Origin of the sequence: Mesorhizobium sp. AR10, assembly GCF_024746795.1 — a bacterium.
Taxonomy (GTDB): domain Bacteria; phylum Pseudomonadota; class Alphaproteobacteria; order Rhizobiales; family Rhizobiaceae; genus Mesorhizobium.
Map to the genome: position 1 here is coordinate 3,613,928 of NZ_CP080524.1, position 26,388 is coordinate 3,640,315.

Here is a 26,388-nt window from a genome sequence, read left to right on the forward strand (position 1 = left end):
CGTCCTATTCCGCCGCCTGGCGTTCGCCGAAGGCGATGCCGGTAAAGGTCTGGTTCAGATGCATCGACCGGTACTGTTCGCCATAGGTGCCGAAGCCGATGACATTGTTGACACGGTAAAGCTCCGAAATGTCGCGAAAGACCTGCCGGTTGCGTGCGTCGAGCCGGCGCAGCACGCAATCGAAACCGAGGATCATGTCGATGCCCCCCAGTCTTTCCTCGACATCCCTGAGCGCGGCACGCGTCGATTCCACCATATCCTTCGGTTGGGCGATGGACAGCACCACGCCATCGTCGATGGCGCAGAAGAACGACAGCGAGCCATCGGGATGCATCCTCTGGATCGAGCGGCAGTAATATTCGCCGCCAACCTTCACCACCACCGGGTGCGAGGCGAAACTGAGCGGCGTCAGGGTCTGCGCAACGATGCCGACCGAAGCGGCATATTCTTCCGCGGCGTTGGTGGCGTTGAATTCGCGCACGATGCGCCGATCGGGGTCGGACGCCGTCACCACCAGCTTCTCGTCGGTGGGGATGAAATTGTCGGTCTTGAAGACATGGAAGGGAATTTCCGTGGCGATCAGCACGATGATGGCGCTGTCCGAGGCGACCTTGCCGTTCGAGATCAGCCGTGTCGTTTCGAATTTCAGATCATCGCCCGCCGAGCCGCCGATCAGCGGAATGTCGTCGAGCCCCCAATGGATGGCCGAGGTCACCGCTTCCTCGGCATAGGACAGCCCGTCGATGAAGCAAAGCGCAAACGTGCTTTTGGCCCGTTCGTGTCCGACGCGGCCGTGCAGCGAGTGGCGTAACGCCCCGACTTCGCCGGTGATCCTGTCCATGCCCGAGGAGGAGAGATCATCGACCATGGTACTGGCCACCGAAAACGCTGCGGAGGGAAGCAGCAGGGCGAGTACATGGCCTTCCTCCAGGCCTTGCGGTGTGATTTCGCCGGCGGTCGAGCAACCGGCATAGGCAAGTGCGGGTGCGTGGGCCTTCAGCGCTTCCGACAGGGCTGTTGCATCGACGAGGCTCTGGGAGAAAAAGATGAGCGCGAAGCCGGCTCCGATGGCTGCGGCCTCCGCTGATATCGCCCGGGCGAAAGCATCCGCGTCGGGCTCGTCCGTGGTGAGCGCCGACAAGCCTGATGCGTAGCTCGTCCGTGAACTGGCCAGCGGCTTTCTCCTGCGGTTCCCTCCGACGCCTTCTTGTGCGCGTCCGGCGCGCCAGCATCGAAAGGCATTGTTGTCTTCAAGCGAAGCTTTGGCAATGGGCCGACCCTGGCCCGCGTGACCGAAAGTACAATATGCGGAGTTTCGGACGAACTGCATTCTCGCAAGCTCAGAATTCCGTGGCACTTTTCTGTGCGCTATGCCGTGTAGCAACAGCGAAAGCCGGAGTGTGCAGGCGCCACGCGGCAACGAGACGACCAAGGTAGTACCCAGGGAGGTTTCATGTCTGAAATATCGTTGATGGTGAACGGGAAGCGGGTCAGCGGTACTGCCGAAGACCGCACACTTCTGGTTCATTTCTTGAGGGAGAATCTCGGCCTCACCGGGACGCATGTCGGTTGCGATACCTCGCAGTGCGGCGCTTGCGTGGTGCATGTCGACGGCAAGGCGGTGAAGTCGTGCTCGATGCTCGCCGTGCAAGCCTCCGGGTCGAGCGTCGTGACCATCGAAGGGCTGGCCAATGGCGCCGACCTGCATCCGGTGCAGGCAGCGTTCAAGGAGCATCACGGCCTGCAATGCGGTTTTTGCACGCCGGGCATGATCATGACGGCGACCGATATGATTACCCGCCATCCCGAAGGCCTCGACGAGACCACGGTGCGCGCCGAGCTGGAAGGCAACATCTGCCGCTGCACCGGCTACCACAACATCGTGAAGGCGATCCTCGCGGCATCGAAGACGATGTCCAGGGGGTCGAAGGGCAAGGCCAGGCAAGCTGCGTGAGATGGACAAGGCAGTAGGGCAGTAGGGCAATAAGGCAGTAGGGAACCAGGAGCCAATTTCCCTACTGCCTTACTGCCCTACTCACCTACTCCCTTACAATTCGGGAGGAGTTTCTGCGATGGGCATTGAAGGTGTTGGCGCGCGGGTCGTGCGCAAGGAAGACAAGAGGTTCATCACCGGCGCCGGCCGTTATGTCGACGATATGGTGGTTCCAGGCATGAAGCATGCGGCCTTCGTGCGCAGCCCCTACGCGCATGCGCAGATCAAGAAGATCGACGTCAGACAAGCTCAGGCCATGCCGGGTGTCATCGGCGTCCTGACCGGCAAGGAGCTCAAGGCCGATGGTATAGGCAACCTCATCTGCGGCTGGATGATCCATTCCAAGGACGGCACGCCGATGAAGATGGGCGCGTGGTCGCCGCTGGCCTTCGACAAGGTTCGCTATGTCGGCGACGCGGTGGTCATCGTGGTTGCCGAAACCAAGGGCCAGGCACGCGATGCGGCGGAGGCCGTCGAGATCACCTACAAGGAATTGAAGGCCGTCGTCGATGCGTCGAAGGCGCTTGAGAAGCGCGCGCCTCAGATCCATCCGGAGGCCGACAACAATCTGATCTTCGACTGGGAACTCGGCGACGGCAAGGCGACCGATGCGGCGATCAAGGCTGCTGCCCACGTCACCCGCATGAAGATCGTCAACAACCGGCTGGTGCCCAACGCTATAGAGCCGCGTGCGGCGCTTGGTTACTACGACAAGGCCGAGGACCACTACACCTGCTGGACGACCTCGCAGAACCCGCATCTGGCTCGGCTGGTGATGAGCGCCTTCTACAATGTCGCGCCGGAAAACAAGCTGCGCGTCATCGCGCCGGATGTCGGCGGCGCCTTCGGTTCGAAGATTTATATCTACCCGGAAGAAATCGTCTGCCTGTGGGCCTCGAAGAAAACCGGCGTGCCAGTCAAATGGGTGGCCGACCGCACCGAAAGCTTTCTCACTGACGCCCACGGTCGCGACCATGTCTCAACGGTGGAAATGGCTTTCGACAAGAACAACAGGATTACCGGCCTGAAGGTCGACACCGTCGCCAATCTCGGCGCCTACATGTCACTGTTCTCGTCCTGTGTGCCGACCTATCTCTACGCGACCCTGTTGTCGGGCCAGTACAATATTCCCGCGATCCACGCCAATGTGCGCACCGTCTACACCAATACCGCGCCGGTCGATGCCTATCGCGGAGCAGGGCGGCCGGAAGCCACCTATCTGCTCGAACGCGCCATGGAAACCGCCGCTCGCGAGTTGGGTGTGTCTCCGGCGGATCTTCGCCGAACGAACTTCATCACGTCGTTCCCGCATCAGACGCCGGTTATCATGAACTATGACGCCGGCGACTATGCCACTTCGCTCGACGCGGCGATGAAGGCGTCCGATTATGCCGGCTTTACCAAGCGCAAGGCGGCCGCCGCCAAGAAGGGGCTGCTGCGCGGCATCGGCATGAGCTGCTACATCGAGGCATGCGGCCTCGCGCCGTCGGCGGCGGTCGGCTCGCTCGGCGCCGGTGTCGGCCTGTGGGAATCGGCCGAGGTGCGCGTCAATGCGGTCGGCACGATCGAAGTGCTGACCGGATCGCAAAGCCATGGCCAGGGCCATGAGACGACCTTCGCGCAACTGGTCAACGAGCGCTTCGGCGTGCCGCTCGACAGTGTCTCGATCGTCCATGGCGACACCGACAAGGTGCAGATGGGCATGGGCACCTATGGCTCACGCTCGGGCGCAGTCGGCATGTCGGCCATCGTCAAGGCGCTCGACAAGGTCGAAGCCAAGGCCAAGAAGATCGCCGCTCATCTGCTTGAAGCCGACGAGGGTGACATCATCATCGAAAACGGTGCATTGAAGGTCACCGGCACCGACAAGACCGTGCCGTGGTTCCAGATGGCGCTTGCCGCCTACACCGCGCACAATCTGCCGGGCGGCATGGAGCCTGGCTTGAAGGAGACGGCTTTCTACGACCCGTCGAACTTCACCTTCCCGGCCGGCTGTTACATCTGCGAAGTCGAGGTCGATCCGGAAACCGGCACGACCGAGATCATCCAGTTCGTGGCGGCCGACGATTTCGGCAACATCATCAATCCGATGATCGTCGAGGGCCAAGTGCATGGCGGCATCGCCCAAGGCATCGGCCAGGCCCTGCTGGAAGGTGCCCATTATGATGCCAGTGGGCAACTGCTGACGGCGAGTTATATGGATTATACAATGCCTCGCGCGGGCGACCTGCCATCGTTCAAGGTCTCGACCTCGAACACGCCGTGCCCAGGCAATCCGCTCGGCATCAAGGGCTGCGGCGAGGCCGGTGCCATCGGTTCTCCACCGGCGGTGATCAACGCCATCACCGACGCCATCGGCACCAACGATCTTGCCATGCCGGCATCGCCGTCCACGGTCTGGGCAGCGATCCGCACGACGACGAAACACTGAAAGCAGTGAGTAGGGAGTAGTGAGCAGTGAGCAGTGAATAAGAAGGCGCACCGCTGTGCGGACCTCACTACTCACTAACTGACTACCCACTCTTCACCCCAGGGGAGAAACCCATGTACGCAGTCAACTACCACCGTGCCACCTCGGTCACTGATGCAGCCAAGCTGATCAAGGCGGGCGATGCGAAGCTCTTGTCGGGCGGCATGACGCTGATCCCCGCCATGAAGACGCGGCTCGCGGCACCCTCCGATCTTATCGACCTGTCGCGGATCAAGGAGCTGCAAGGCGTCAAGGCGTCGGGCAAGACCATCACCATCGGCGCCGCCACGACACACCACGATGTCGCCAATGACGAGAAGCTCAAGAGGGCCTGTCCGGCGCTCGCCCATCTGGCGTCGCTGATCGGCGATCCGGCGGTGCGTCACAAGGGAACGATCGGCGGCTCGATCGCTAACAACGATCCGGCAGCCGACTATCCGGCAGCACTGCTGGCGCTGGGCGCGACCATCGTCACCAACAAGCGCGAGATCACCGCCGACAAATTCTTCAAGGGCCTGTTCGAGACAGCTCTGAAGGATGGCGAGATCGTTACCGCGGTGACCTTCACCGCACCGGCCAAGGCAGCTTATGAAAAGTTCCGCAACCCGGCATCGCGCTACGCGATCGTCGGCGTGTTCGTGGCCAAGGGCAAGGACGGGGTCAGCGTTGCCGTCACTGGCGCCGGCGACGACGGCGTCTTCCGCTCGAAGGAGATCGAGGCGGTGCTTGTCAAGAATTTCGCGGCCGCGGCGCTCGAAGGCGTGAAAGTGCCGGCGAAGAATTTGATGAGCGACATCCATGCCTCGGCGGACTACCGCGCCAATCTGATCGCGGTGATGGCCAAGCGCGCGGTGGCTGCCGCCAACGCCTGATTGCTGGCGATACCATGAATGAAAAAGGGGCCTCGCGGCCCCTTTTTCGTAACATCGGCATCAAGATTGTCGCTACACGGCCTTGCTTTTTCGTGCCGCCAGATAGCGGCGCAGGCCGGCTTCGCCGCGCGGTGTCGTCCAGCGATGATTCCAGGCAAAGGCGGGTCGCAGCAGCGGCGCCAGGAATTTCAGGATCGGCCTTTCCACAGTCACCTGCCAGGTCAGTCTGACATGCGTGCCCGCACTCAACGGTGACAGTTCCGCGCGCCACAGCCCGTCGAAATCACCGATCGTCTTGACCCCAACGAGCTTGCCGGGTTCCATCTCGACCGCCTCGATGATGAAATTCAGTTCGTAGGGCAGGGCGCCGCGTGCGCGGGCTCTTGCTCTTGAACCGACGATACCTTTGCCCTTCTTGTCGAGCGGCACGACCTCTTTGTAGACATCGCCCCACCACAGCGGCAGCAGCTCGGCGTCGGACAGTACGTCCCACACCTCTTGCGGTGTTGCTTCAGGGATGTCCCAGCTCTCGTCGAAGCGGAAGACGTTGCTCGGCATGGTGTTTCGCCCTGCTGGCGGAAACGCTTATTTTAGCTGCAGCTTCTTTATGGTGCCAGTGCCATTGCTGCCGGTTCAGACAGCGATCTGCCGCACATAGTAACGCACCGCCTTCTTGCCGCCGTGGATCACTGCGTCGCCGACCTCGGCGAAGCCGAGCGCGGCGTGAAAGGCATCCGAGGCCGGATTGGGCGGGTCGACATTCACCTCGCATGTGACAATGGTGTGGCCGGCGCGCGAAACGTGGTCGAACAGATCCTCGTAGAGCCGGCGGGCATGGCCGCGGCCGCGCGCCGCGTTTGCGACGACGACGCGGTCGACATAGACGAAGCGCTGGTAGCGCTCACGGAACCAGAGGAAGTTCGGACTGTCGTAATGGGCATCCTGGTCGAAGGTCATGATGAAGGCTTCGAGCGCGCCGATACGGCGGACGTAAAACGCTTCGCGCAGCAGAAAGGACAGCCGCTCGCGTTCGAGCCATGACAGTTCGGCCGCATGCTCGTTGTTGAGCGCCAGGATTGCCGGTTCGTCTTCCGCCGAGACGCGGCTGATCGGAGAGGGTGCAGCAATCATGCCTTGGCCGCCGCGATCGTCGCCGCCACCAGCCCTGCGTCGGTCACGGTGGTGCGGTACTCGCGGTCGAGGTCGGTGCCGCCCATGCCGACATCGGGATTGCGGTAGCGCATGGCGCTGGGCACGTCTTTGAGCGCGGCGAAATGCATTTCAGTCAGCCCGGTTTTTCTGCGCACCTCGGCGATGTTTTCGGGGTCGAGCGCGCCGCAGCCGAGAATGATGATGCGGCTCCCCGCCTGGCGGACCAGATCCGCCAACAGGTCCGTGCCTTCCAGCGCCGTATCGCGCTGGCCGCTGGTCAGCACGCGACCGACCTTGCAGCGGATCAGCGCTTCAATTGCCTCGGCTGGGTCGCGCGTCATGTCGAAGGCGCGGTGGCAAGTGACGTTCAGGGAGCCGGCGGCCCGTACCAGTTCGATCATCCGCCCTTCGTCGATGCTGCCGTCCGCGTTCAGGCAGCCGACGACGACACCGGCCACGCCGAGATCTCTGAACGCGCTCACATCCGCGAGCATCGAACGATACTCAGCCTCGCCATAGAGAAAATCGCCGCCGCGCGGCCGCACGATGACGTGGAACGGAATGGTCGCGAGCTCAAGTGCGGCGCGCACTGTGCCGAGGCTCGGCGTGATGCCGCCCTCGACCAGGCTGGCGCACAATTCGACCCGGTCGGCGCCGGCGGCTTGCGCGGCCAAAAGGCCGTCAATGCCTTCGACGCAGATTTCGATCAGCGGCAGGCGAAAGGCTTGTGTCAAAAGGGCAATCCATCCATCATTTCGCGGACAGCCCTAGCATCGGGCCGATTGCCGCGAAAGCGGGAAAAGCGCACCGCCGTTTGGGCCAAGGTCGACCAGGGGTGGCAGACGCATGCCCGCCGAATTTGCCGGATGTGGCGAGCAGCCAGATAGACGGATGGCGCGCAGAGGTCGAATTGCACATCCGCCAGCGATCATTCATCTGGTCGGTGGATGCGCTGGATCAGAAGCCGGCACATCGGTGATCGAATGGCAGATGCGCCCGACGACATTCCCGGACGCACGTCAAGGCGGTGATTTTCAACCGGTTCGTCGGGTGCAGACTTTTTTATTATTGGAACCTAATATGCCCGCACGGATTGAATTGTGGTTTTGTGAGCCGTTCATTGTTACCGCTACAAACAGGGCATTGCATGGAACCAATCGACCCCAAAGAAGAGCGTCGCCTCCATCTCCGCCTGGGTGTGCTTAAGCACGCAACCATACTGGCGGGAGCCCAGAACGCTGAAATAACCTGCTCGGTTAGAAATCAGCACAAGCACGGCGCCGAATTGCGGGTCGCTCCCGATGCGTCAGTCCCAGATCGTTTTCTCCTTCATGTGCCCGTCGACGGAGTCACCTATCAGACGGTGGTGCGTTGGCGAAAGAACGACCGGCTTGGTGTCCAATTTTTCGGCGTGACGCGTTAAGCGCAAACTTCATTCGGCTGGGAGGGCGGTTTGTGCCTGAGCAGCAATGAGGCAGCCCGCCTATCTGTCGTGACCGGCCGCCGTCGGGCCTGACGGCGAGACGATGAATGAAGTCCTCGACCCGGCGCAAGCTTGCAAGCCCCGGCGGGATGAACCGACCGGGGCAAGATCAAGCGGCTAGCTGCTAAAGCCAAACCCAGACCCAAACACGCCGGCGATAGCACCGGGTGTACCGGCGGCCATATCGCCAATAGCGGCGGCAGACCCTTCTCCAGACGCGTCGCCTGTGCCGCCTGTGCCGCCTGTGCGACCGATGGGAGACAGGTTGCAATTCTGCCTGAGTGTCTTCGTCCTCGAAGACCTCTTTGTCAGGTGCATCGAGTTCATCGAGAATGCCACTACTGGCGCCTGGAACACCTGCCACCGCGTTGATAGGCCGAATTGCGCTCGCAAGAGCGGCTGCCCCTGCAATGCCCAACATTCCTGTCAAAAACAAGCGCCGTTCCATAGAAAACCTCCTATCTTCCAGCCGTGAAACAACGTTCACAACGGGGAGATAGCGCAGTGAATACAAAAGCCCAGAGTTGTATCCACCTCCTTATGCGGTAGCATCCGGCGGCAGTTCGAACAGATTGGCGCCATTCTCCCGGCCTCGTTCGAAATAGCCGATTATTCGAAACCATCTTGCGACGTCCGGTCTCTCAATCCAGCTGCGCGAGTGAATGGGAAGATTGCCGGCGAGCGCCTGGATCTGGCGAATGTGCCGCTTGCAGAAGCGAACCGTGGCGGCACTGAAGAAATCCTCCCGTGCAGCAAACAGCGTATCTGCAGCGTCGCTATGCTCATGCCAGGCGATGAGCGCCACGGTCTTTTCACCCTGCACAAGCGCATGAGCACGGCCTTCTTTCAAGTTCATCATCAGATTGTCGTACGCGATCTTGCTGTCTTTGCCGGCCGCTGCGTACTCATCCGACATCCGCTTGGACAGACCCCGGAAGACCTCCTCGAGATCCCCGACCGTTGCTGCGCGTGCTCTCATTTCTCCTCCTAGAGCCCCAGCAGGCAGTTTGCCCTAAGGATAGGGCATCACCAAGCAAATCAAATCCGCATCAGCCCGATGCGGGGCAAAAATTGGTTTGTCTGGTGAGACCGACCCAGCGGCCCGAAACCGACGCTCGGAAGGCGAGCCGTTGCCCTAGGCCCGCGACGGGCCGACATGCGCACGTGCATGCTACTGGCGCAGCACCGTGTTCTTGGTGCCTTCTTCAACCTGATCGATCACCAGCAGCTTGACTGGACCGGTGCCGACATTGGTGGCCTGATGCCACTGTCCGATCATTTCGACGATGAAATCGCCGGTCTTGTAAGTATTGCTCTTGCCGGTCTCGACGTTCGTGACCTGAAGCGTTCCGGCCTGGACATAGGCGTAGCGCGGAAACGGATGCTTGTGTACCGGCAAGGTCGCACCGGGGGCGATGTCATAAGTGGAAACCAGGACCTGTACGTTCTTCTGCGGCAGCGTGATCGGCTGCCCGGACGCCGTCTCGGTGCGTGACGCAAGCGGCGTGACGACGACTGGCGTTCCGCTGCTGTCCAGCGCTTGTGCGGCGTTCGCAAATAAACCGGCCGCGAGCAGCAGCGTCGATGCCATGATCTTTTGCATTGTTTCCTCGCAACCCGTCCTTCAGCATCGCGCAGCGAGCATCTGCGCGCAAGCGTCTCGCTTTCAGGGGCAGCCAGCAGGTTTGGTCAAATGGCAGCCCAATATCCCGAGAGTGCGTAGCCGCGCGTGCCGGTGGGGATCTGCGAAAGAAGCATCGCATCAGAGCCTGGTGATGGTTGGGGCCAAAGGATAGCGCTGATTTCAACCGATCACGAAGCCAGCCAACAGGACCGCAAGCAGGACGGAGAGGGGTACAGCAAGAAGCCAACCAGCCTCCAAAATGCTGTTTTGCCGGTTCTCCATTAGCTCATGTCTCCTCATGCTCGATTTGACCCCGCGGCGGCTGATGGTGCCTTCGTCGAATTCCTCAAAGGGCCGACGGGGCGCCATTGATATCGTTCCGTTCCCGAAGCAATCGAGCCCGATTGCCGTACGGTGGCGGGCTTTGGTGCACCCGGCAGGGATCGAACCTGCATCTGCCCTGGGAGACTTGCTCTATCCTGGTTGAGCTACGAATGCGAATATTGGCACGCTAAGGCAGTAAGGTCGTTTGATCAATTTAGGCTTGGGGGCAACCGACACCTGCAATGGGCGTAGGTCAGGCAGCGCTGGTACTGATCTAACGAATCGCAAGATGTTGCCGTGCCGGTACCTTCTCGCTCGCTCTTGAGAAGGGCGAAGTCCGGACAAAGACCTGACCGACAACGGTATTCCTTGCTGCTACCTCGCCGCATGTGCGAGGAGGGCCTGCTCGTGAAGGTGAGCCATGGGCGCTACCGTGCGGCAGTTTCCCTAAGCGGTTGACGGCACGTACGAACGGCTCTTGAGGATGCAGGAGGCCCGACGGGACACCGCCTGATAGAAGGTTCCGGACTCTTCGGTAGCTCTGAATTGAGTTTACGATTGGTCGCAGCTTGAGCTCGGGTTCAGTCTGCGATGTCGAGGCCGGCTTTCCGCAGCGAGCCGAGGAAAAGCTCGACGTCTTGCGAACGGGCCAACCGTGTCGAAACCATCTGGCGCATGCTCTTCACCAAATCAGGTTGATTTTGGTTCAGCCATTCAACCTCGCGATCAGCCTCGATTTTGTATCCTGCTTCGCCGAAAACAGCAGCAGCAATCACATGGTAGATCGGGTTGGAAGGAGCCGGCGATTTCTTGATCCACGTGGCTGCCTGCGGATGGTCGCCGCTGAAATAGGCGCAAAGTGCCAGATCCGCCTCGTAGTACGCCGAGGAGCCCGGATTGCGTTGGCGCGCCTCCGCAATCAACTGGCATCCGTCATGCCAATTTCCGGAAACCGCAAGGCGCTGTCCATATTCGCCCATAAACTCGGTGTCGTTCGGGTTGATGGTCAAAGTCTGCTTGCCCACTTTCAATGCCGCATCGATCTCCTTGTGGAAATAGAGCGCAACCATTTCTGCCTGGCGCCCCCGGATGTTGACAGGGTCAACCCCCACAGACCGCCTTGCTGCCGCCAAGGCGCGCTCGAGCGCGGCGGCGGACAATGCAGGGTCGCGTGGAAACTCGAATCGATAGTCATCTATGTAGATCAGCGACAGAAGGCCCCAGGCGGTGGCGTAAGTAGGAAAGCGGTCCACCGCCTTCTCGAGGCAAGCTCGTACCGATGAACGGCTTTCTGCATCGACATCGACCCGATATTCATAGAAGGAAAGCGTGCAGGAATAGGCGGCCCAATCGTCGGGCGGATTGTCGACGCGGAGATTGGCATCCGCCTGGAAGATGACGCCATATGCCTGGGCCAGGCTCGTCGATACATTGCGCGCGATGTCGGTCTGGGCTTGCCAAAGCTCAGCTACGTTCAGACCGCCATCATAACTCTCGGCCCACAGAACAGAGCCGTCCCCCCGGTTGAGCAGCCGGACCCGAAGCCGAAAGGCGTCGACCGACAGGTTGACGCTTCCTGCCAGGACAAATCGTGGTGGCGAGACCGACGTATCGGCTCCGTTTGCGACCGACTCCACGACGACGACGTCCTTGAACTTGGAAAGATGGCTGACGACTTCCTGCTTCAATCCACTCGCGATGGCTGCCGCGGCGTTTGTGCCGGTTAGATCGTCAAATGACTCGACCAGCACGCGCGGTATTTCCGGCGCGCCCGATCTGGCAGAGGGCCACCACCATGCCAATACAGATGCTCCTGCCGCGAGAAGGGCCACAAGCGCGGCCGGCAGCAGCAGTCGTGACGCCATCCGCCGAACCCGAGGTTCAGCGATTGTCGGAGAAACAACCGGCACCGGGAGTTCCGCCAAAGGCTGTTGCGAGCGAAGCGAGAAGACGGGGACGTAGCCACCCTTTGGAATCGTGATGAGAATTGGGTCGGTGTGTCCGGACGTCAGATAATAACGCTCGAGCGCACGCCTGAGGTGGCCAGCCTCGATGCGGACGATTGGATCCGTCTGAGGGTCAAACGACTCACCGCGGCCGAACACTTCGACCGCGATCGAATAGGCCTTGATGCGATCGCCGCGTCCCGACAATGCCTCCTCAACCACATGACTGAGGAAACGGTGCTCGCGCCCGGTGGCATCGAAGTCTGGACTATTGAGGATCAGGGCAATCTGGGCGCGGCAATCCTCAATAGGGAGAGCATGCTCCCCTATGGAGAATGTTCCAGTCTGGACCAAATTACCCTCGTTCGATCCTGCAACCGTGGGTTCTTGCGCCTGTGTGGTTACATGGTCTCCCACGTAACTTACATTCCACTGCTGGCTTTCGGCAATATAATTCGATCGGAGCAAGAATCGGACCGGCGCTCAGATCAAAAAAATATCGATATTTTATTCAAATCAATGCGATATGACAAAAGAAGACTGGCCAGCTTATAGACAACAAGCGGTCTCGCCGGAAGTAGGCCTGTTTCCGCAGTTTGAACTGGCGATCCGTCATCTGGTGCATCGGAGCGAGAGCTTTCGTGATATATGTAAGGAACTTGCGGCACCCGGGCTTGCGCTTTCAGGAGGGCACTACGCAAATGTCCAATCGTAGGAGCAAAACTTTAGGCGCGGCCGCATTGTTGATGCTCACCGGTCCTGCGTTTGCCGCCGACGTTCCGGATGCAGCCCCGCCGATCGAGCACAGCTGGCGGTTCCAGGTCTCCCTGTATGGATGGGCGACGGCAATAAACGGTGATGTCGGCATTCGCGGCCTGCCTCCGGCAAACGTGGACATCAGCGCCTGGGACGCAATCCAGCATCTCGATGCTGTGCCGGTAGCTGGCTCCATTCTTGCTACCGATGGCACATGGCTTTTTTATTCGGACGCAATGTGGGTGAAGGTTGCCGCCGACGCGAATGTCGGACCGCTGACGGGATCGGTCCGCTTTGAGCAGGAGGAAGTGCTTGTAACCGGACTGGTGGGGCACAGCCTGCCGGTCAACATTCCCGACCTGGAATTGTTCGCGACGGCGGGGCTGCGCTATCAGCACTACAGCGTGAACCTCTCCATAGATCCCGCCCTTTTCCCTGGAACAAGCCGCAGCGGCTCCAAGGGCTGGGTGGATCCCATCATTGGCCTGGCTGCTCACTACGACATCGACGATCGCTGGTTCATCAACGCCATGGCCGATATCGGCGGGTTTGGCGTGAGTTCCGATTTCACGGCTCAGGGTTTTGCTGCTGTCGGTTACAACTGGACGCCAACGATATCGACCGCCCTGGGCTATCGAGTGCTCTACACCGATTATCAGGACGGGGGCTTCAGCTATAACGTAACGCAGCACGGACTGTTTTCGAGCGTCGCATTCCGCTTTTAGGACGGCTTCGGAACGGGGAGAGGTTTTGAGAAATTGTTTGTGAACCCGTCCAATGTCAGACGCGTCAACCACGTCTTGTTGGGGGCAGTGTTAAGCTTGTCTTTGGGGTGCGCGTCCCGTCCGACGAATGTGCTGCTGCCAGTGGCCGACACGTCCCCTTCCACCAGCAAGGTGGAGATGCTGGTGACGACGACACGCAGTCGTTCCTCCAATCCTGCAGAAATGTATACGGGCGAGCGCGGGCTCGCCCCCTCGTTCGCGGACATTACAGTGTCTATCCCACCGGCGTCCGTGCGCAAGGTCGGCGAGGTCGCCTGGCCCAAGAAGCTGCCCTCAAACCCGGCAACCGATTTCGCGGTGGTGAAAGCCGAAGAAATAACACGAGATGGCGCGAAGGACTGGCTACGCGCCTCGGTCAGGAAGAGCCCGGACCACAGCGTGCTGGTCTTCATCCATGGCTTCAACAACCGCTTCGAAGACTCCCTTTATCGCTTTGCGCAGATCGCCCACGATACGGGCACAAACAGCGCTCCGATTTTGGTCACATGGCCCTCCCGAGGCAGTACGCTGGCCTATGGCTACGATCGCGAAAGCACCAACTACACGCGAGATGCGCTCGAGACGCTGTTCCAGTACCTCGCTCACGATCGCGAAGTAAAAGAGGTTTCGATCCTCGCTCATTCGATGGGCAACTGGCTTGCACTGGAATCCCTGCGCCAGATGGCGATCCGCAATGGCGGTCTGCCGACGAAGTTCAAGAACGTGATGCTGGCTGCGCCTGACGTCGACGTCGACGTCTTTCGCACGCAGATTGCCGACATGGGCAAACAGCACCCGCAGTTCACCCTGTTTGTCTCGCAGGATGACCGGGCGCTCGCATTTTCGCGACGGGTCTGGGGCAACATCCCGCGCCTCGGATCCATCGATCCGGAGCTGGCTCCGTACAAGGAAGAACTCGCGAGCAACAATGTAACCGTCATCGACCTGACGAAGGTCAAATCGGGAGACAGCTTGAATCACGGCAAGTTCGCCTCGTCTCCGCAGATCGTGCAACTGATCGGGGCGCGGATGGCCGCCGGCCAGACCCTGACCGACAGCAGGGTCGGCCTTGGCGACACGATCGTGCAAGCGACGACCGGCGCGGCAGCAGCGGCTGGCAGTGCTGCAGGGTTGGTGATTTCGGCACCTGTTGCAGCGATCGATCAGAACACCAGGGAAAACTATGGCAATCAGGTCGAGAGTTTAACCGGTTCTCCAAGCGGCCAGGCCAACAAGGGATGCGAGACTTCTGCGAAAGGCTGCAAGAAAGTAATGACTCAACGAGGCCAGGGCGGCAGCGAAGCTTATTGATGCCCAATCTCGAAATTGCTTCTCGCGTTCCGTGAGAATGGCATTCAGATGGCAACGAGCGAGCACAGCCACACCGCGAGCAACGCCTCTGCGGGTCCTGCATGGCTGGAAGGGGGATGATGCATCGCATCGCTCGGATAGCGCTCGCCATCATCCTGTCACTGGCTGTTGCAGTTTTGACTGCCTGGGCCGGATTTGCCATGTGGTATCGCCTGCCTGGGGGAGAGCCTGGTCGGGTTGTGGCCTGCGCCCTTTTCATCTTGTTTGGCCTCGCCACCATCATCGCGCTCTTCAGTCGCTTTCGCATCAGGGCGTTTGTCCTGTTTCTCGCTGCGTTCGCTGCGGTTCTGACTTGGTGGAGCACCATCAAGCCTTTGGGCGTCGCCGACTGGGCGCCAGATGTCGCCCGTCAGGTAACCGGCACCCGCGACGGAAATCTGTTGACGCTGAAAGACGTGCGCGACTTCGAATGGCGCAGCGACACTGATTTCACCGAACGTTGGACAACGCGGACCTACGACCTCTCCAATCTTCAGACCGTCGACCTCTTCATGTCTTATTGGGCCGGACCGAAAATGGCCCATGTCATCATGAGCTTTGGCTTCTCCGGTGGTGAGTATCTTGCCTGGTCCATTGAGGTGCGGCGGCGCGTTGGTGGCGAGTTTTCGCCCATAGCCGACCTGTTCAAGAGCAATCCCTTGGTCATCGTCGCGGCTGAGGAGCGAGACGTCGTTGGCCTCAGGTCAAATGTTCGGGAGAGGATGTCCAAATCTATCGACTGAAAGCGCCTCCGGATGCGGGCCGGGCACTTCTGCTCGAGTACCTGTCGGACGCGAATGCTCTTTCCACGACTCCGGAGTTTTACAATTCGATCACGACCAACTGCACGACCACGATTGTCAAGATGATGCGGGCGGTGGGTGACGCAGTTCCTTTCGACTGGCGCCTCATCGTCAACGGCTATCTTCCCGACTATGCATATGACCGAGGTGCACTCGACACCCGTGTACCGTTATCGACTTTGAGGGAGTTGGCCCACATAGACGAGCGTGCGCGGAAGTCAGGCCTTTCGCCGGATTTTTCGAGATTGATCCGGGTTGGTGTGCCGTCTCCCCGCCTTGGCTATTGATCTGGGAAGGGCCTCGCTGGCGGGATCGAAGCACCAAGGGAGGCCGTCTCGCTGATCTCGCTTTGGTGGTAGGCTGGTCAGGTAGCGCAGTCGTTATTTTGCATCGTTCCGCTATTCGCCGATGCGAGATTGGTGGTGACGATGAAGGAGACGCTCGAAGAGCTTCGAGACGGGGAGTTGAGCCGATGGCCGCGAACCATGTTGAATTCTCGGAACTTGTAACGCTGATCATTGGTCTGGTCGCGTTGGTCGCGGGAACCCGCATTCGTCAAATGGTTCCAGTGCTGAAACGCATCGACATGCCCAACGCCGTGATCGGCGCCATGATAGTGGCTCTGCTGGTTCTCCTTGCACAGCTCATGTTCGCAACTGAGGTCGCCTTCGGCACAAAGCTTCGCGATCTTCTGTTGCTTGTCTTCTTCACGACGATCGGCCTGTCGGCGAAGCTAAAAGCGCTGCGAGCCGGTGGCCGTCCGTTGGTCATCCTTTGCGCAGTGACAGTGCTTCTGCTGGCCTGCCAGAATCTGGTTGGCATCGGTGTCGCCACGGCTTGGGGTGCACACCCCTTCTACGGGCTCCTTGCCGGGAGCCTTTCCTTCGTCGGTGGGCCAGGGACGGCACTTGCCTGGGCGAAGGAGGCGGAGGCCGTCGGGCTTCAGAACGCGCAAGCGGTCGGGGCAGGAGCGGCGACCCTTGCGGTGATCACCGGCGCTCTGGTGTCGGGACCCATTACCGGCTGGCTGATCGGGCGTCATGGACTCTCCCCGGTCGCGGCACCGCAGACTGAGGTCTCCTTCGCCGAACCGCAAAAAGAAGCACCAGCAGCAGGTCACGAGCGGCGCTCGAGCCTTGAGAGTATTCTGGCGACCATCCTGATCGTTGCGGTTTCGGTCCTTCTTGGCGACAAGCTCAATAGCTGGGCCAAGGACGCAGGATTGTTGCTGCCCGGCTTCCTGTCGGCGATGCTCGCGGGAGTTTTCCTGACGAACCTTGCTGACTGGACTCGCATCCGGCTGGACTTCGAGCCGATTCAAAAGGGGGGCGAGGTCGCTCTGAACCTGTTTCTGGTGCTCAGCCTCATGAGCACTAAGCTGATTGCCGTTGCCGCTATCCTTGGACCACTTTTCGTCAACGTACTGCTGCAGATCGTCGTCATCGTGGCGATTGCCTATTTCGTTCTGTTCCGGTTGCTGGGCCGCGACTATGAGGCTGCGGTTACGGTCGGCGGTTTCCTCGGCTTCGGGATATCTTCAATGCCCGTTGCGATGGCGACCATGGACGAGGTGGCGCGTCGCTACGGACCCGCCCCGAAGGCGTTCTTGCTGATCACCCTGGCGGGATCGTTCTTCGTCGATCTTGCCAATGCGCTCGTTGCAAAGTCATTCCTGGCGTTGCCACTTTTCGACATGAAAGCCCTGGGCGTCGCAGGGCCTTGATCTCGACAAATGCTATCGAGCGAGCGGCAACCTGTTGAATGGCCCAGTGACGCTGCTGGCTCGCGATGGATGTCGCTACGAGCCGCAACGTCGATGCTGTAAGCCTGCGAACGACCTCACGTGCTAGCCACTTGCGCTTGAGTCGGGGTTGGCTTTGGCACGGCTCGAATGCCGTTCTCTTTAAATGCGATGTTGACCGCCTTCAATGCCGCCCGGCGGATAGCGGATTGCTTGCCCGGTTTCGCCTTGAACTTCGCCCGAAAGACCAGGGTACCGTCCTCGAGATCGGCAATACCTTTGCTCTTGAAGGGTTCCAACAGGTCGGGGGCAAACTCCGGGTCCGCCGCAATTTGCTCACCGATCTCCGTGAACAGCTTGAGTACCAGTTCGACATCGGTGTCGAGGGCAACGCGGAAGGACACCTGGTCAATGACCCAGTCGCGGCTGAAATTCTGAATCTTACCCATCTGTCCATACGGCACTGTTGCCAGGGAACCGGTCGAATTGCGCAGCGTCACCGATCGTATCGAAATTTTCTCCACGGTCCCTTTGGTTCCGGATGTTTCGATGAATTCGCCGGCGCGAAAAGCATCGTCGACCAGAAAGAACAGGCCGGAGACGACATCTTTGACCAGCGCCTGCGAGCCGAAGCCAATGGCCAAGCCAAAGACGCTCAAACCCGTGATGAGCGGCCAGACGTTAACGCCGACCGAAACCAGCATGGTCAGCAAAGCCAGCGCTACGATACTTGTCTTGCCGGTGAAGGCGAGCAGGGGGACCAGTGTGCCGAGCCTCGAAGGCTGCGCCCCGGATGGGCCGTTGGCAGCCGCCTTATCTGCGAGGGAGAGTCGATCGATGATCGCACCGATAACATTCCAGAGGAATGCGCCCAACAAGCCGATCAGCGCCACCGCGAAGGCCTGGCGCGTGACCGCCTTTATATCCATGCCAAATCCGGCCGCGAGCGGCGCCGCCCACATCGTCCCGAGCAATGCCAACACCAGGATTACAAGCGCGAACCGCGCTGTCTCCCGCCCTGCGGCCCTCACGGCCGAAATGTTGGGAGATTCCAGACCGCGCTGCGCCCAGGTCATTATGATCGTATCCAATTGCGGAGCGACGAAGACGACCATGGCGGTCAACAGGACCGCCAAGCTGGGAATTGCCGCGCCCATAGTGCGCGCAATCTGGTTGCTAACGACAATAAGAACTAGCATCACCATTACGATTGGAGGCCAGGAACGCGCAAAACGGGCACGCCATTGGTCTCGGGGGCGACGACCTGCTATTGAGCCAGCGATCGTTCGCCGATGACGCCAAATGGCGTGGATGACCAGGATCAGAGTCGGGATGGCCACCAGAAGCGTCCCGGTCAGATCCACAAGGCCGGCTCCAGCGCCCCAAATCCGTAGAGTGGAGACGAGCGCCAGGCCGGCGATGGCCCATCCGCTCACAAAGGAAAGGTCGCGTACGTACGTCGTGAGGTGAGTTTTGCGGTGTCGAAATTCAGGATGATGCGATGCCAGGAGCAGGGCCCTGAGGGCGACTAGCACAATAGCCCCTGCGACCGTCGCTACGGTCCAGAGCCGTAACGTTCGCAGCGAAAGGCCCGAACCGGCAAGAAGCCGCGCGCTGAGCAAACCGATCGCCAGGGCTGCGACCACCGCCGCCGAAAAGTAAAGGAAGCGGCGCCATCCCCCGGTAGTGCTCCGGCTTGCCCGCCGACCAAAGAATTGCAGCACGTTCGCGACAAGCGCGACCACGAGAACGATCTGGAGGCAAAGAAGAACAGCAGACGTCGACGAGGCGGCCAGCACGGCTTGCAAGCTTCTGAACTCGGCAGGAGCCTGCGTCCAACCCAAGGAACGCGCATTCAAGCCATCCATAAAGCGTTCCGCAACTTGCTCAAGACCGGTCATGACCGACATCATATCTGCGTCCATCGTTGGATTGTCGCTCACAGTAGTCGTCCCATTTTGCTGCCCAACGCTGTTCGGTCGTTACGATCACAAGCAGAGGTTATTAGTTGGCACCATCGCCGAACGGCCGTCTTGTTTCCGTTCTTCGGCCCCAGCGAGATGGTCGGCGCCGTTTCCGGCGTGTTTGGGTCGATTGCGGCAATGGGTGCCGCCATCGACGATCCTGCGCCGCCGCCAACCCTCGCTGCAGCCCTGGTCGTCGCGGCGTCTCCGCATCGGCGGAGAGGTGCGCAGCATGAAACCAAAGGCAACGCCGACCTGCCATTGCGGGCTTCGCCAACCGCCATCGGGCCGGTATCGAAGTTCTCCAGAATTTCGATGAAGGAAGCGGCGACTGCTGGCAGGTCGACCTGCCCGACCGTGCCACCAGTATGGTGGGAGAGCGGGGGACGGCGAGGTCGGTCAGCGGCAAAGACTGCGCTATCTGGCATTGTCATTGAAACCGTTGGCAGCGGCGCCCCCTGCCATCACCGCGGCCGCCGATTTTGCGACGCTTCGGCCTCCCGCAGAGCAGTTCCGACTTCAGCGACAAGCCGATCCACCAACTCCTCCCACTCGGCCCTTCTGGCATCGTGAAGTTCAGGCGGCGCGCCTGGTACATTCGACAGGGCAATTTCGGCCTCCAGGAGTTCCTCGCAGATGTCGCGGAACGCCTCGCTGCGGCTTATCAATTTGCGGATCGCAAATTCGGCATGCGGAAAGCGGCGCACTGCCGCCGAATATGCTTGCTTCCAGCCAGGATGCTCGACGTTTGCTGCCATAGCGCCATCCCTCATGCGCTAGAATGCGCATAGTCTTTTTGATGGGGCCAGTATCAGTATGTAAGTTACGTAGTCGGACTGTTGCGTGGTGAAGCTGTATCCGCCCATGACCGAGGATTGATACGCTTGTGACAGGCGGGCATTCCCCAGAAAACCCGCAACGTGGCACTCTCCACTCCCCAAATCCTGCAGACGATTGGGGTGCCTACGCTTGCACGCTCTCCTTCTATGCACATCGAGCTACTCCCGATTGGACTGCACTTTAGGCAATAACGAGCGCCGCCTCGAGCGTCTTGCCGGGACTGCCCTTAGCGAGCTCCCGGCGGGATGAGACGCCACACCGCATAGGGCTTGTAGAACGGATCGAGATGGATGTGCTGGATTTTGCCGTGCCAGGTGAAGCGGTGGCCGGTGACCATGTCCTCCACTTCGATCGAGGCGTCGTCGGGGAGGCCGAACTCCCAAAGCGGCACCTCAAAATCGGCGCCCTGAGCCGAGTGCGGATCGAGGCATACATGGAACAGCAGGAAGTCGACCAAATCGGCCGTGCGCTTGCCGTAGTAGATGATGTTGTCGTTCCAGGCCTTGTAAAAGGCGAGGTGGGTGAAATCCTGCAATGCCCTATGGTTTCGCCGAAGTCGGTTCAGGAACCGGATGTCCCACTGTATGTTGCCGGGCTCATCCATATTCCGTGCGCGGATTTCGTACTTGTCGGAGTTGAGGTACTCCTCCTTGCCTGGAACGGCCTCAGCCTCGCAGATCTCGAAGCCGTTGTAGATCCCGTAATTGCTTCCGAGCGTGCCTGCCAGGATCAGCCTGGCCTGGAAGCCCGGCCTGCCGCTGTGCTGGAGATAGGCGGGGTTGATGTCGGGCGTGTTGGCGAAGAAATTGGGCCGCATGTAGTGGCGGCATTCCTCCTGGGTGAGTTCGGTAAGGTATTCCTCCAGCTCCGCTTTGGAATTGCGCCAGATGAAGTAGGAGTAGCTCTGGTTGAAGCCGACCTTGGCGAGGCGCTTCATAACCTTGGGACGCGTGAAACCTTCGGACAGGAAGATCGCGTCGGGATGCCTGGAGCGGACTTCCCCGATCATCCATTCCCAGAAGGCAAACGGCTTGGTGTGCGGGTTGTCGACCCTGAAGATCTTCACCCCATGGCCGATCCAGAACAGCACGATGTCGCGCAAGGCATGCCAGAGACCTGGGAAGGCGTCGTTGTGGAAGTGGACGTTGACGATGTCCTCGTAACTCTTGGGCGGGTTCTCGGCGAATTTGATGGAGCCGTCCGGCCGCCAGTCAAACCATTCCGGATGCGCCATGATCCAGGGGTGGTCCGGAGAGCACTGGATAGCAAAGTCGATCGCGACCTCCAGCCCGTGCTGCCGGCTGGCAGCCATCAGGCGATGAAAATCCTCGAAGCTCCCCAGTTTCGGATGGATGGCATCGTGGCCTCCGTCCTCCGAGCCGATGGCATAGGGGCTGCCGACATCGCCCGGTTCGGCCTTGAGGCTGTTGTTGCGGCCCTTGCGATTGGTTCTGCCGACCGGGTGGATGGGTGGAAAATAAAGCACGTCGAAGCCGAGATCGCGCACATAGGGCAGGCGGGCGATGACGTCGTCAAAGGTGCCGTGGCGCGCGGGATCACCTGATTGAGAACGCGGGAAAAGCTCGTACCAGGCGCTGAACGCCGCCGCCTTGCGGTCCGCGAAGATCTCAAGAACCTTGTCGTAGTGGCAGAGATTGGTTCTCACCCCCGCACGGCTCATCACGGCGGCCACCGCCCCGGAACTGAGAAGAGCAAGACGCTGCGTGTCGGCAAGCAGAATCTCGAACGACGCGAGCACCTGCTCGAGTTCGGCGGCATCATCTGGGCCTGCCCGGCCAGAACGCGCCGCATCCTGAAGCAGGCAGCGTCCTTCTTCGAGTTCGATGGCAATATTCCTGCCCGCCGCATGTTTCTTGGCTACCTCCTTGCGCCAGGTCGCATAGAGGTCGCGCCATGCGCCGAAGGTGAATTGGTAAAGCCGATTTTCGCCGAGCACGACCGTGGCGCGCCAACGGTCGTTTTCAAAAAGGGTCATCGGCTGCTCGGACCAGCCTTCGGTGCCTGCAGGCCGGTAAAGTAGGCAGGCATCGATCGTCTCGTGACCGTAGCTGAATATGTCCGCCTCGATCAGGACCGGCTCGCCGGCGACACATTTGGCCGGGAAGCGCCCGCCGTCGATCTCGGGGCTCACGCCCTCGATCGCAATCCGGTTGGCCGCCAGGGCGAACAGCGCATCTATCTCTTGTGGCTGACTGCGCGGCTCGCGTGGCCGAAGATCTGCGGAATGCCGGGAACGACGTGTTGCGGCGCTGGCTTTCATTTCACCGTCCAACGCGAAGTGCTTCCCTCCTCGCGTCGGGACTGAGATCGAATGCGTCGGAGTTTTCATCCTCGTCACCTTCCGACTTGTCGCGCTCAGGTGACGTTGAGGCATTGCCTCTCTGCGCGGAAGGTAATTTACTGTATCGGCGAATTCGAAAGTCGGCCCCTCGATGTGATCCTCCTCTTTCGGCAAGCCAAGCAAAAGCTGGACGTCCTTGGAAGTTGCCTATCTCCGTCGAAACCTGTTCTGGCAAGTTCGTCACCCGACCCGGCGCATTTTGGTTCAGCCGGACATGCTCGCGATCGGCGATCTTCGATCCACATAATTGGCTTACCCTGCCGACCACGTAAATTACGTTCCCCCCACAGCCCTCCGCGCGGTAGGCTCATGCTCCCGGTCGTCACCGAAAGCCGCAAGAATGAGAATTGCTCAGGTCGCGCCCCTAGACGAGTCGGTCCCGCCGCGCTTCTACGGGGGGACGGAACGGATCGTGTCGTTCCTGACGGAGGAGCTTGTCAGAAGAGGTCATGAGGTGACCCTCTTCGCTAGCGGGAACTCCGTCACCAATGCGGAACTGGTGCCGCAGGGCGCGACGGGGCTACGCCTCGACCCAATCGAACGACGGTCTTCCATCGCCGCCCATATGGCAATGCTGGATGAAGTTCGCCAGCAGCAGGATCGGTTCGACGTAATTCATTGCCATCTCAGCCATTTTCAACACTTCCCGCTTTTCGAAACGTTTGCAGGAAAGACAGTAACCACGCCGCACGGAAGGCTCGACTACAGCGACCTTCCCAGGACCTATGCGAGGTGGCCGTATTTCTCGCTGAGCTCGATCTCGATGCGTCAGCGCCAACCGCTAGCCGAGGCGCAATGGGTGGGCAACGTCTATCACGGTCTGCCTCTGCATCTTTATCCCGCCACCGACTACGCTCCCCCACAAGACCCCTACCTGGCCTTCCTCGGCCGGATTTATCTCGACAAGCGGCCCGACCGGGCGATCGAGATCGCCAGGTTGAGTGGCATGCGGCTCAAGATCGCGGCGAAGATGGATTACAGCAACCGTGCCTACTGCGAAGAGCTGGTCGAGCAGATGAAAAGCCCCCATGTAGAGTTCCTGGGGGAAGTCGACGAAGCCGGTAAGACGGCCCTTTTCGCAGGCGCGCACGCGCTGCTTTTTCCGATCGATTGGCCGGAGCCTTTCGGTCTTGCGATGATCGAGGCCATGGCATTTGGGGTGCCGGTGATCGCTTGGCCGCAAGGTGCGGTGCCCGAGGTCGTGGATGACGGCGTCACCGGCTTCGTGGTCGACAGCATCGAAAACGCGGTCGCTGCCGTAAAACGGGTCCATTCGCTCGACCGGCGCCAGGTGAGGCGTAGGTTCGAGGAGCGCTTCAGCGCGTCCCGCATGGTCGATGACTACGAGAAGATCTACGCCTCGGTCGCTGCAGGCATGTACGAACCCAAATCCGTCCCGCGGGTCGTTCCGACCGAGGGACGAGAGCGCGATCGGAACAGGAAGGGACGGACGCAACTCAGATCAGCTTGAACTCTCGCCTGAGGCCGCTTTCGCTTTGCGCCCACCTGCCAGAATTTCGCCCAGCTGTTGGTGGGAAAAAAGCGCTGGCTTGCCGATTAACCCCTGGCAATTGAAGCTAGTCATCTGTCAGCTGCCATTTGTCGCCGGGATTGAATTGCCTTATGGCGCCGGCCACAGCCTCCGTTTTCGGGCCAAGGTCGGCTTGGTAGACGATGCCTTGGTGATTGACCGCAAAGGTGTGAACGCCTGTCTCGGCATATTTCACAGGCCAGGCCAGAAGCGCGAAACCCGCGATCATGTTGCCGTTGATGACATAGTTGTAGTCGCCTCCAGCTATGTTTTTGCCCTGGCCATTCAGGATGCGGAAGCGATAACCAAAATAGCCATCGCCTTTCCTGGCCTTGTCGAGAGCTGCCTGGTTGATGAAGTCGCCTGCCGGACTAACGCCATTGGTCTCGTCGGATGGCCAATATAGTCCGTCGGCCTGGCCCTCGCTGCTGACCAGCTTCTGGGCGTACTCCAGCACGCCATCGCCATCGCGGTCTTCCGCGGCGTACTCACGTTGAGCGTCGACGTAGGCGCGGACCGTCTCGATTGCCGCGATCTCATTTTCGCCGACGCGCCGGTTGATGATCTCTTCGATGCCAGCATAGGTATCGAAAGCCCATTTGCCGTCCTTGCCCTTGGTGATTGGGAATGGCAGCGGCCATAGCTTGTCGCCAATGTCGAGTTGCTTGCGGTCGCCAAGATCACGCACAATCACCGTCTTGGCAGCACCTTGCTTGATCTGCTCGTAGGTATCCATCACGCCTTCGCTTGTCCGCAGCTTCGCGGCATCCAGCCCAAGCAATACCGCCAGTCCGTCGAAATCGTCCTTCGCCAGGACCGCTTTGAACGCTTCCACCGCTGCTGAGGGATCATCGAAAAGTAGCGGATCGTTCTTGGCCACGTAGTCCGTGATGCTCTGCACCTCCTGCGCGCTGGCAAAATTTGCAGAACTCGCGCCAATGCCCAAGATCATTCCGACACCGAGCAGGGAACGTAGAACAAGACTCCGGACGCACGTTTTCATGGTCGGTTTTCCTCTCGCCAAAAGTTTTAACGCCTGCGCCCGCCACCGCCCTGCCTGCCACCGCTCGGCCTGATCATCTTGTGGCCGCCTCCGCCGCCGCCGCTGCGAATTCCGCCTCCCATGCTCTTCGCACCGCGGTTGGAGGCAATCTGCTGGCGTTTTCCGGAGCTGACGTTGCCAAGGCCCGAAGGCTTCCTCGGCCTGTTGTCCACTCTCATTGCCGGCTTCGGCTTGCCAACCGCACGATTGATTTTCCCCGACGCCTTGGCGGCAGGGCGGTCATTTTTTCGAACCGAAGCAATTGGCTTGGTGTTGGTTGGCTTTTTGATATCCGGCCTTGACCCCGGAGGCTGGGCTTTCAAACCCTCTCTGATTTGGCGTTGGCGCACGTCCTTCACCTTGCCGGACTTTCCGGCCAGTGTGCTCGCTCGGTCCCTTTTGAGGTCAGACGCCTTGTTGCGCATGCTGTTGCGATCGTTGGTCTTGACCCGGTCGCGCATGCTCGTTTTGTCGAAGTTGGCGAACTGGTTCCTGTCGAAGTTCAGTTTCGAACGGTCGACGTTCTTCCAGTCGACGTCGTTGAAATTGATTTTGCCGTTTATGTTATTGAAGCAATTGTTGCAGTCGATATCGATATCGTTGCCGTCCCAGCGGCCGCCCCACACGCCCCAGTCGTCCCAATCCACTGCCGCGGCCCAGATTGCGCCAGTGACGACACCCGCAAAATAGGGCGCGTTGGGATAGTAGTAGCTCGGGTAGGGGTCGGGATAATAGGAGATCGGAGCAACCGGATAATCGGCAGCATAGAGCATTGCCGGTTCATACTGTGGAACATAGATCGTTTCGGGGCTGGAGGAGCGAATGACGACATTGTCGTTCTCCTCGACCACCTTGATCTTGTCGTCGGACTTGATCACGCCTTTGGCTACAGCTGTGTCGCGCAACTGCTGGATGGCGACCAGCACGTCTTTTTGCTGATATGTCAGTGCGTCGCCAAGCGCCTGGGTCCACTCCAGATCGTCACTCATCATCTTGACGATCTCGGGATAGTTGAGCAACGAGATGACGCTGCCGTCCCAGCTTTCCTTCGGTTTCAAGCTTGCGTTCTTGGCGACCTGATCCAAGAACCGGCTCGCCTCCACGATCTGCAATGGATAGAGCGACGCTTCGGAAACTACTGCGACGAGCTCGTCGGGGTAGAGTGCGATACGGGCTACGAGGACTTCGAGTTCATCCTCGTCAAGCGGTTCGGGAGTTGGGGTTGCCGCTGAGCTGTCGGTAGCAGCGGCCTGATCCTGAGCAATCGCCAAAGAGGGCTGACCCGAGCACATCAAGATCGCGATCACGGCCACGGCGCCGGCATGCCAGCGCGGAAACTTGATCTCCATCGTCATCCTCCCAGGGGCGCCA

The 26,388-nt window shown here is 60.1% G+C and carries 20 protein-coding genes, 1 tRNA gene and 1 pseudogene; 9 read left to right on the forward strand and 13 right to left on the reverse strand.

Annotation, left to right across the window (positions count from 1 at the left end):
- Positions 1-4 precede the first annotated feature (4 nt).
- Entirely contained in the window at positions 5-1,141 is a 1,137-nt protein-coding gene (locus tag LHFGNBLO_RS20900; RefSeq protein ID WP_258601240.1) for an FIST signal transduction protein, read from the reverse strand.
- Positions 1,142-1,453: 312 nt separating this feature from the next.
- On the opposite strand from LHFGNBLO_RS20900, the gene LHFGNBLO_RS20905 reads away from it, so the two are divergent.
- The 3 genes from LHFGNBLO_RS20905 to LHFGNBLO_RS20915 all read left to right on the forward strand — a co-directional run bounded on the left by LHFGNBLO_RS20905 (position 1,454) and on the right by LHFGNBLO_RS20915 (position 5,335).
- On the forward strand, positions 1,454-1,954 hold the full coding sequence (locus LHFGNBLO_RS20905) for a (2Fe-2S)-binding protein (RefSeq protein ID WP_258601241.1): 501 nt from the start codon (positions 1,454-1,456) through the stop codon (positions 1,952-1,954).
- 118 nt (positions 1,955-2,072) lie between these two features.
- Positions 2,073-4,424 carry a xanthine dehydrogenase family protein molybdopterin-binding subunit gene (locus tag LHFGNBLO_RS20910; RefSeq protein ID WP_258601242.1) on the forward strand — a complete coding sequence of 784 codons (2,352 nt, stop codon included), beginning with the start codon at positions 2,073-2,075 and terminating at the stop codon, positions 4,422-4,424.
- Positions 4,425-4,537: 113 nt separating this feature from the next.
- A complete protein-coding gene (locus LHFGNBLO_RS20915; RefSeq protein ID WP_258601243.1) occupies positions 4,538-5,335 on the forward strand; it encodes an FAD binding domain-containing protein in 798 nt (265 codons plus the stop codon).
- A gap of 72 nt (positions 5,336-5,407) precedes the next feature.
- Here LHFGNBLO_RS20915 and LHFGNBLO_RS20920 read toward each other — a convergent pair whose 3' ends face one another.
- The 3 genes from LHFGNBLO_RS20920 to LHFGNBLO_RS20930 form a co-directional block, all read right to left on the reverse strand.
- Entirely contained in the window at positions 5,408-5,893 is a 486-nt protein-coding gene (locus tag LHFGNBLO_RS20920; protein ID WP_258601244.1) for an SRPBCC family protein, read from the reverse strand.
- 75 nt (positions 5,894-5,968) lie between these two features.
- The gene (locus LHFGNBLO_RS20925) at positions 5,969-6,466 is read right to left on the reverse strand and encodes a GNAT family N-acetyltransferase (RefSeq protein ID WP_258601246.1); all 498 of its coding nucleotides are present in this window, start codon (positions 6,464-6,466) and stop codon (positions 5,969-5,971) included.
- Positions 6,463-7,221, reverse strand: coding sequence for a copper homeostasis protein CutC (locus LHFGNBLO_RS20930; protein ID WP_258601248.1), 759 nt, complete (start codon positions 7,219-7,221; stop codon positions 6,463-6,465). Before LHFGNBLO_RS20930 ends, LHFGNBLO_RS20925 begins: the two co-directional genes overlap by 4 nt.
- A 413-nt stretch (positions 7,222-7,634) precedes the next feature.
- Here LHFGNBLO_RS20930 and LHFGNBLO_RS20935 point away from each other — a divergent pair, with 413 nt between their 5' ends.
- Complete coding sequence (locus LHFGNBLO_RS20935; protein WP_258601249.1) at positions 7,635-7,910, forward strand: PilZ domain-containing protein; 276 nt, start codon at positions 7,635-7,637, stop codon at positions 7,908-7,910.
- Positions 7,911-8,508: 598 nt separating this feature from the next.
- On the opposite strand, the gene LHFGNBLO_RS20940 is transcribed toward LHFGNBLO_RS20935, so the two are convergent.
- The 4 genes from LHFGNBLO_RS20940 to LHFGNBLO_RS20955 form a co-directional block, all read right to left on the reverse strand.
- Positions 8,509-8,949: a hypothetical protein gene (locus tag LHFGNBLO_RS20940; RefSeq protein WP_258601250.1), complete on the reverse strand. Its 441-nt coding sequence runs from the start codon at positions 8,947-8,949 to the stop codon at positions 8,509-8,511.
- Between the two features lie 192 nt (positions 8,950-9,141).
- Positions 9,142-9,573: a cupin domain-containing protein gene (locus LHFGNBLO_RS20945; protein WP_258601252.1), complete on the reverse strand. Its 432-nt coding sequence runs from the start codon at positions 9,571-9,573 to the stop codon at positions 9,142-9,144.
- A 446-nt stretch (positions 9,574-10,019) separates the two neighbouring features.
- Positions 10,020-10,092: transfer RNA gene (locus LHFGNBLO_RS20950), tRNA-OTHER, on the reverse strand.
- 407 nt (positions 10,093-10,499) lie between these two features.
- Positions 10,500-12,218 (reverse strand): hypothetical protein, encoded by a 1,719-nt coding sequence (locus LHFGNBLO_RS20955; protein ID WP_258601253.1) that lies wholly within the window; start codon positions 12,216-12,218, stop codon positions 10,500-10,502.
- A gap of 347 nt (positions 12,219-12,565) precedes the next feature.
- Between LHFGNBLO_RS20955 and LHFGNBLO_RS20960 the strand changes: the two genes are divergently transcribed.
- The 4 genes and pseudogenes from LHFGNBLO_RS20960 (at position 12,566) to gltS (ending at position 17,260) form a co-directional block, all read left to right on the forward strand.
- On the forward strand, positions 12,566-13,345 hold the full coding sequence (locus LHFGNBLO_RS20960; protein WP_258601254.1) for a hypothetical protein: 780 nt from the start codon (positions 12,566-12,568) through the stop codon (positions 13,343-13,345).
- A 75-nt stretch (positions 13,346-13,420) separates the two neighbouring features.
- Positions 13,421-14,695, forward strand: a complete 1,275-nt coding sequence (locus LHFGNBLO_RS20965; RefSeq protein ID WP_258609833.1) for an alpha/beta hydrolase — start codon at positions 13,421-13,423, stop codon at positions 14,693-14,695.
- 119 nt (positions 14,696-14,814) lie between these two features.
- Positions 14,815-15,824: pseudogene (locus LHFGNBLO_RS20970) on the forward strand (DUF4105 domain-containing protein).
- 185 nt (positions 15,825-16,009) lie between these two features.
- A complete protein-coding gene (gene gltS / locus LHFGNBLO_RS20975) occupies positions 16,010-17,260 on the forward strand; it encodes a sodium/glutamate symporter (RefSeq protein WP_258601255.1) in 1,251 nt (416 codons plus the stop codon).
- 116 nt (positions 17,261-17,376) lie between these two features.
- Here gltS and LHFGNBLO_RS20980 read toward each other — a convergent pair whose 3' ends face one another.
- The 3 genes from LHFGNBLO_RS20980 to LHFGNBLO_RS20990 form a co-directional block, all read right to left on the reverse strand.
- Entirely contained in the window at positions 17,377-19,221 is a 1,845-nt protein-coding gene (locus tag LHFGNBLO_RS20980) for a mechanosensitive ion channel family protein (RefSeq protein WP_258601256.1), read from the reverse strand.
- Between the two features lie 485 nt (positions 19,222-19,706).
- Positions 19,707-20,000 (reverse strand): hypothetical protein, encoded by a 294-nt coding sequence (locus LHFGNBLO_RS20985; RefSeq protein WP_258601257.1) that lies wholly within the window; start codon positions 19,998-20,000, stop codon positions 19,707-19,709.
- A gap of 308 nt (positions 20,001-20,308) precedes the next feature.
- Positions 20,309-22,363 carry an alpha-1,4-glucan--maltose-1-phosphate maltosyltransferase gene (locus tag LHFGNBLO_RS20990; RefSeq protein WP_258601258.1) on the reverse strand — a complete coding sequence of 685 codons (2,055 nt, stop codon included), beginning with the start codon at positions 22,361-22,363 and terminating at the stop codon, positions 20,309-20,311.
- Between the two features lie 421 nt (positions 22,364-22,784).
- On the opposite strand from LHFGNBLO_RS20990, the gene LHFGNBLO_RS20995 reads away from it, so the two are divergent.
- Positions 22,785-23,915, forward strand: coding sequence for a glycosyltransferase family 4 protein (locus LHFGNBLO_RS20995; protein ID WP_258601259.1), 1,131 nt, complete (start codon positions 22,785-22,787; stop codon positions 23,913-23,915).
- A gap of 106 nt (positions 23,916-24,021) precedes the next feature.
- Here the strand turns inward: LHFGNBLO_RS20995 and LHFGNBLO_RS21000 are convergent, their stop codons facing one another.
- Both LHFGNBLO_RS21000 and LHFGNBLO_RS21005 read right to left on the reverse strand, forming a co-directional pair.
- Positions 24,022-24,978, reverse strand: coding sequence for a DUF2950 domain-containing protein (locus LHFGNBLO_RS21000; RefSeq protein WP_258601260.1), 957 nt, complete (start codon positions 24,976-24,978; stop codon positions 24,022-24,024).
- 26 nt (positions 24,979-25,004) lie between these two features.
- Positions 25,005-26,366: a DUF3300 domain-containing protein gene (locus LHFGNBLO_RS21005; protein ID WP_258601262.1), complete on the reverse strand. Its 1,362-nt coding sequence runs from the start codon at positions 26,364-26,366 to the stop codon at positions 25,005-25,007.
- Between the last annotated feature and the right edge of the window lie 22 nt (positions 26,367-26,388).

What these genes read in the sequence shown, in the direction of transcription:
- LHFGNBLO_RS20905 (WP_258601241.1), top strand. Translation starts at nt 1,454, where the DNA reads ATGTCTGAAATATCGTTGATGGTGAACGGGAAGCGGGTCAGCGGTACT.
- LHFGNBLO_RS20910 (WP_258601242.1), top strand. Translation starts at nt 2,073, where the DNA reads ATGGGCATTGAAGGTGTTGGCGCGCGGGTCGTGCGCAAGGAAGACAAG.
- LHFGNBLO_RS20915 (WP_258601243.1), top strand. Translation starts at nt 4,538, where the DNA reads ATGTACGCAGTCAACTACCACCGTGCCACCTCGGTCACTGATGCAGCC.
- LHFGNBLO_RS20920 (WP_258601244.1), bottom strand. Translation starts at nt 5,893, where the DNA reads ATGCCGAGCAACGTCTTCCGCTTCGACGAGAGCTGGGACATCCCTGAA.
- LHFGNBLO_RS20925 (WP_258601246.1), bottom strand. Translation starts at nt 6,466, where the DNA reads ATGATTGCTGCACCCTCTCCGATCAGCCGCGTCTCGGCGGAAGACGAA.
- LHFGNBLO_RS20935 (WP_258601249.1), top strand. Translation starts at nt 7,635, where the DNA reads ATGGAACCAATCGACCCCAAAGAAGAGCGTCGCCTCCATCTCCGCCTG.
- LHFGNBLO_RS20940 (WP_258601250.1), bottom strand. Translation starts at nt 8,949, where the DNA reads ATGAGAGCACGCGCAGCAACGGTCGGGGATCTCGAGGAGGTCTTCCGG.
- LHFGNBLO_RS20945 (WP_258601252.1), bottom strand. Translation starts at nt 9,573, where the DNA reads ATGCAAAAGATCATGGCATCGACGCTGCTGCTCGCGGCCGGTTTATTT.
- LHFGNBLO_RS20960 (WP_258601254.1), top strand. Translation starts at nt 12,566, where the DNA reads ATGTCCAATCGTAGGAGCAAAACTTTAGGCGCGGCCGCATTGTTGATG.
- gltS (WP_258601255.1), top strand. Translation starts at nt 16,010, where the DNA reads ATGGCCGCGAACCATGTTGAATTCTCGGAACTTGTAACGCTGATCATT.
- LHFGNBLO_RS20985 (WP_258601257.1), bottom strand. Translation starts at nt 20,000, where the DNA reads ATGGCAGCAAACGTCGAGCATCCTGGCTGGAAGCAAGCATATTCGGCG.
- LHFGNBLO_RS20990 (WP_258601258.1), bottom strand. Translation starts at nt 22,363, where the DNA reads ATGAAAGCCAGCGCCGCAACACGTCGTTCCCGGCATTCCGCAGATCTT.
- LHFGNBLO_RS20995 (WP_258601259.1), top strand. Translation starts at nt 22,785, where the DNA reads ATGAGAATTGCTCAGGTCGCGCCCCTAGACGAGTCGGTCCCGCCGCGC.
- LHFGNBLO_RS21000 (WP_258601260.1), bottom strand. Translation starts at nt 24,978, where the DNA reads ATGAAAACGTGCGTCCGGAGTCTTGTTCTACGTTCCCTGCTCGGTGTC.
- LHFGNBLO_RS21005 (WP_258601262.1), bottom strand. Translation starts at nt 26,366, where the DNA reads ATGGAGATCAAGTTTCCGCGCTGGCATGCCGGCGCCGTGGCCGTGATC.